Source organism: Mesorhizobium sp. M0243, assembly GCF_040321775.1.
Classification (GTDB): Bacteria; Pseudomonadota; Alphaproteobacteria; order Rhizobiales; family Rhizobiaceae; genus Mesorhizobium.
In genome coordinates this window covers 1-5,330 of sequence record NZ_JAMYSF010000060.1, presented here as the reverse complement: position 1 = coordinate 5,330, position 5,330 = coordinate 1, and the positions used below count along the sequence as shown (strand labels likewise).

Here is a 5,330-nt window from a genome sequence, read left to right as displayed (position 1 = left end):
GAGCTGATCGTGCCGATCGCCATGGAAGAGAAGCTGCGCTTCGCTATCCGTGAAGGCGGCCGCACCGTCGGTGCCGGCATCGTCGTCACCATCAAGGAATAATCGAGCCCGGCATTTGCCGGATCGACAAGAAAAGGGCGGTCTTCGGGCCGCCCTTTTTTGTTTGCCGGGCTATCGGCTACCGCCCTGTCGCTCGACCCTGTTGCAAGCCCTTGGACCTCGTCTAGTATAGGTTGCATCAAGGGGCTTTTTGCAGAATGGTTTCAGGGCGCCTTCACCGTTGTCGGGCATTGTGGTCGCTGGCCTTGATCTGCCTGCTGGCATTGCTTGCCGCGGGCCCGGTAGCCTTTGCGGCGGATGCGGCGCCGGATCTTGGGCCGACGATGCGGTTCGGCATTGTCCGCAGCAACGCACCGGGGTGCGAGCCGATCTGCCCGGAATGGATATCGGCCGAGGGCTCCATAGAAGCCGGCACGCCGGCACTCTTCAAACGCATGCTGAAGACGCTTGGCGGGCGGAAACTGCCTGTTGTCGTGGATTCTCCCGGCGGCAATGTCGAGGCGGCGCTGACGCTTGGCCGGCTGATCCGCAAGAACAAGCTCGATATCGCCATCGGCAAGACGGTGTTTTCCAGCTGCCAGCCCGGTGCGAAGGGATGCCAGGACCGTGACGCCCGCTACTTCGGCGATGTCATCGACTATGGCGCCATGTGCAATTCCGCCTGTCCTCTGATGTTTGCCGGCGGTATCAGGCGGGTGGCCGGCGAATGGGCCTATCTCGGCGTCCATCAGATCACCACGACCTACATCCGCACGAAATTGCAATACCGCACCACCTACCGCATCGTGGGGGGCAAGAAGAAGATCCTCAACACAAAGATCGTCAGCCGCAAGAACGCCGGCAGCTACAAGACCTACGAGATGAGCAAGTCGGTGGAGAAAAAGCTGGCGGCCTATCTCAACCAGATGGGCATCGAACAAGGCATGCTCGAAACGATGAAGGGCACGCCGGCCAGCGAAATTCACCAGATCGCCCTCGACGACATGCTGGCGATGAAGCTGGTCACCAGCACGGACGCTGTAGGCCTGTTGACCGCGGCAAGCCTGTGCGAGCCCGGCCGCCTGGCCACGAATTGCCGGGAAATGCCGGGGGACAAGCCTGATGGCCTGACGGCGACCGCGGCCAAGCCTGCTCCGCCGGCGATCGAACCCGAGCCGGCGCGACACGATGAAGAGCGGCGCGATGAAGACATGCGCTTCGTCGTCGTTCGCGGCACCAATCCACTCTGCAATCCAGACTGCCCGGAATGGATCTCGGCGGAAGGCGCGATCACTCCCCAGACCCCGCAGAAGCTGCGCCAATTGCTCGCCACGCTCGGCAAACGGCAACTGCCTGTCGTGGTCAGTTCGAGGGGAGGCGACCTGTTCAGCGCCCTGGCGGCGGGACGGCTTATCCATGAAAGGAAGCTCGACGTCGCGGTTGGCCGCACCGATTTCGTCGGCTGTGACCCGGGAGCGTGGAATTGCCTGGCCAAAGAGGGCGCCTATGCCGGGCTGAGCATCGATGCGGGCGTGGAGTGCGATTCGGCCTGCGCGCTGATGCTTGCCGGCGGCATCAAGCGGCTTGTCGGTCCCCAGGCGCGACTTAGCCTCTACCTGATGGGGCAAAAGCAGATGGTCAAGGCCTATCTCGACGAGATGGCGATCGCTCCCGCCCTGTTCGCGGCGATCGAGCGTCGCTCGGTCGAGCGCCGGCTGGAACCCGGCATGATGCTGAAGGTCGGACTGACGACGAGCCTGCAATCGGTCGACGCGCTGACCGGCGCCACCATTTGCGAGGCGGTGCCAAGACCCGAGAATTGCCGGATCCGGCCCTCCGCCAATGCCGAGGCTGACGCGCCGGCCAAATTGTAGACCGCGGCGAAGCCGGAACTGGCCATCGAGGCAGGTTGAGACACTTCCGATTGTTCCGCTATCGTCGCTGCTGGCGGCGCCAGGCAGGCGGAGGATCGAGAATGAGCCAGGATATCCCGACCCTCTACGAATGGGCCGGCGGCGGCGAGGCCCTGAACCGGCTGACCCAGACTTTCTACGACAAGGTGGCGCAGGACCCGATCGTCGGGCCGGTGTTCAAGACCATGTCGCCGGATCATCCCGCCCATGTCGCGGCCTTCATCGGCGAGGTTTTCGGCGGGTCAAAAACCTACAGCGAGCAGTTCGGTGGCCACCGCGAGATGGTCATGCACCATCTGGGCAAGCATCTGAGCGAGGAGCAGCGCCGCCGCTGGATTAGCCTCCTGGCCGATGCAGCCGACGCGGTCGGCCTGCCTGACGATCCGGAATTCCGTTCGGCCTTCATGGGCTATGTCGAATGGGGATCGCGTCTGGCCAAGATGAACTCCAATCTCGGCGAGACGTGCGATCCCGAGACGGAACCGATGCCGGCCTGGGGCTGGGGCGTGCCGGGCGGACCCTATCGGCCGCTGAAAACAAAGTAACCTCTCGCCGAACGAGCTGGTCGTCAGCTGTCCCGATTTCTGGCGCAGGGGGGGTGAAGGTACGTTTGCTTGCAAACCACCCTTTACAGAGCGTGCGGAAGCTTTTAGGAAGCGCCTGCTGCGCCGACATGCGCACGTACGGGCATAGCTCAGTTGGTAGAGCGGCGGTCTCCAAAACCGCAGGTCGTAGGTTCGAGCCCTGCTGCCCGTGCCATTTCCAAAGGGAAATCAGGCACTTAGAAATAGCGCTACTCGGTTGAGAAGCCAAAACGACTGCTGCACATCTATTGCACGGACATGCACGTCCGCGGGCAGCGTCCGACGGTGGCGTAAAATCACACGATTCTGGTGGGCAACTTCACCGTAACGACAGCCTGGTTTGGCGCTGCTCGAGGTTCCACAAAGGTAAAAATTGGCGGGTTGGCACCAAGGAAGCTGGCTTGGCTCGAGTCGAGATTTGCTCCTTTGGTCCGAAGGATGCGGGCGCAGAATACAAACCATCCGACGCTCGGGCATAGGCTTCCATGCTATGCTTTGGACCGCTCGGCTTTGAGAATCTACAGCTTGTAGGCAGCAGGCGGACCAACGGATCCGCGTTCGATGATTGTGGTCGGCAGAATGAGCCTTTCAGCTGGCCGTGCTTCGCCCTTCAAGCGGCGGATGAGCAGTTCCGCGACGCTTTTGCCCAGCGCATAGACGGGCTGGTCGACGACGGTGATGGGCGGGGTCGTGACGCTCGTCCAGTCCGCGTCATGGAAAGTGATGAGCGAGATGTCTTGTGGAATGCGCAGCCCGCGCTGGCGCATGACCTTGAAGATCTCCAGGGCTATGAGACTGTCGGAGGCAAGGATTGCGGTCGGTCGATCTGGCCCCGACAGCAGTTTGTCGGCGAGCTTTCGCGTCTCGTCGGGGCTTGTCGCGCCAAGGCGAATATGACGTTCCGGTCGATCAATTCCGGCGTCCCGGCACACCTTGAGAAAGCCGTCGATGCGCTCACGGACCGATGAGGTGTAGATTTGTCCTAGGTCGCGATACTCATTGCCTTCGGCGTCAACCGCGGTCACATAGGCGATTTTGCTGTGGCCGGCGTCGACAAGGATACGGGTCGCCCGCATGGCGATGTCTCGATCGTCAACCGTAACCGTGTCGACATCGAGATCAGGCAGCGCCCGGTCAAGCAGGGCAAGCGGCCGGCCTGAACGGTGGATGTCGCGCAGGTGTGAGATGTCACGCGATTCCGACGGCGTGACGATCAGTCCGTCGACGCGCTTGCCGATCAACAGCCGCACAGCTGCCCTTTCCGCGTCGATCCGCTCGCCGGAGTTGGCCAAGATGACGTTGAAGCCAGCCGCCCTTGCCGCGTCGCTGATTCCACGCACCGCCAGGCTGAAGAACGGGTTTTCGATGTCTCCGACCACCACGCCGATGATGCCGGACCTGCCGGTCGTCATGCTTCGGGCCAGTTCGTTCGGACGGTAGTCAAGGGCCTTGGCGGCGGCCATGACATTGGCGCGGATCGTGTCGCTGACGACACCGTATCCGCCGAGCACGCGCGCGGCCGTCGCTTTGGACACATTGGCCACTCGGGCGACATCGCTGACCGTTATCGACTGGGTCTTGGGTGCGGTTCTTTTCATTGGATGAACGACTACAAGAGTTGTTGACGGAAGGTCAATCTGGCGATAACGATTATCAAAGAGACCGGTCTCAATCAATAAGAGACCGGTCTCTTTTAGAAGATTGCGGGCCGAGAGGCGCATGCCGCGGTCGCGGCGGCGGGCGATGTCAAGCGTGGGATTGCCGGCTCGACGTCAATACCAAGAAGAACAGACCTTCAGAGTGGAGAGAAGACATGAGCAGGATAGGAATTCTCAAGTCGTTGATGTCACCGGTCCGGGCCGGCGCAATGGCTCTTATGGCTGTGTGCATCGGCGCGGGTTTTGTTTCCGGAGCAGCCGCCGCGGATGACAATCCCTATGGTCTTATTGATGCGAAAGTCATCAGCGTTGGTACCATGGGTGATGCCAAGCCCTACGCTTTCACCCAGGCGGACGGCACATTCACCGGGTTCGACATCGAATTGTTCCGCAACGTCGCGAGCCGCCTTGGCTTCAAGCCGGACCAGGTGATCTTCACCGGTCAGGAATTCTCGGCGCTGATGCCTTCGGTTGCCAACGAGCGCTTCGATGTCGCGGTCGCGGCAATCGGCACGACGGAAGCGCGTAAGAAGACCGTCGACTTTTCCGACGGGTATCTTGCAGGCTATCTCTCCGTGCTTACGTCAGACAAGGCGATCACGTCGGCCGACGGGCTCAAGGGCAAGCGTCTTGGCGTCGTGCAGGGTACGCTGCAGGAAATCTATGCGGCGAAGAATTTTGTCGGGACGGATCTCGTCAAATTTCCTGACAACAATTCGGCCGTCTCGGCGCTCAACAATGGCACGGTCGACGCTCATTTCCTCGATTACGAGGCAGCCAAGGACTATGGCGTTCGTTATCCGGACTTGAAGATCGCGGTTAACATCCCGTCCTTCGACGCGCCGGCAGGCTTCGTCTTGCGCAAGGGCAACGACAAGCTTCGCGATGCGCTGAACACCGCCCTGCATGCGGCCATGCAGGACGGCACCTGGAAGACGCTTTATGAGAAGTGGTTCCCAGGCTCGCCGATGCCCGATCAATACCTCCCCAAGAAGTAACCGCACCCGGGGGGGGGGGGGGGGGGGGGGGGGGGGGCCCCCCCCCCGGGCGGGGGGGGGTGGGGAGGGGGGGGGGGGGGCGCACCAGCGGGGGGGAGGTGAACGGGTGGTTAAAATAGGGGGGGGGGGGGTTGTTGT

Annotated in this window: 5 protein-coding genes and 1 tRNA gene; 5 read left to right on the top strand and 1 reads right to left on the bottom strand. The window is 61.8% G+C overall.

Annotated elements, in window-relative coordinates:
• The 4 genes from NKJ11_RS33485 to NKJ11_RS33470 form a co-directional block, all read left to right on the top strand.
• The coding region (locus tag NKJ11_RS33485) for an EF-Tu C-terminal domain-related protein (protein WP_152536282.1) at nt 1-102 on the top strand (102 nt) is incomplete at its 5' end.
• Nucleotides 103-257: 155 nt separating this feature from the next.
• Nucleotides 258-1,913, top strand: a complete 1,656-nt coding sequence (locus NKJ11_RS33480; RefSeq protein WP_023814282.1) for a COG3904 family protein — start codon at nt 258-260, stop codon at nt 1,911-1,913.
• 101 nt (nt 1,914-2,014) lie between these two features.
• Nucleotides 2,015-2,497: a group II truncated hemoglobin gene (locus NKJ11_RS33475; protein WP_023814283.1), complete on the top strand. Its 483-nt coding sequence runs from the start codon at nt 2,015-2,017 to the stop codon at nt 2,495-2,497.
• Between the two features lie 138 nt (nt 2,498-2,635).
• Nucleotides 2,636-2,711 (top strand) — tRNA-Trp (locus NKJ11_RS33470).
• A 343-nt stretch (nt 2,712-3,054) separates the two neighbouring features.
• Here NKJ11_RS33470 and NKJ11_RS33465 read toward each other — a convergent pair.
• Nucleotides 3,055-4,134 carry a LacI family DNA-binding transcriptional regulator gene (locus NKJ11_RS33465; RefSeq protein WP_023814284.1) on the bottom strand — a complete coding sequence of 360 codons (1,080 nt, stop codon included), beginning with the start codon at nt 4,132-4,134 and terminating at the stop codon, nt 3,055-3,057.
• 215 nt (nt 4,135-4,349) lie between these two features.
• Here NKJ11_RS33465 and NKJ11_RS33460 point away from each other — a divergent pair, with 215 nt between their 5' ends.
• On the top strand, nt 4,350-5,192 hold the full coding sequence (locus tag NKJ11_RS33460; protein WP_023814285.1) for an ABC transporter substrate-binding protein: 843 nt from the start codon (nt 4,350-4,352) through the stop codon (nt 5,190-5,192).
• The last annotated feature ends 138 nt before the right edge of the window (nt 5,193-5,330 follow it).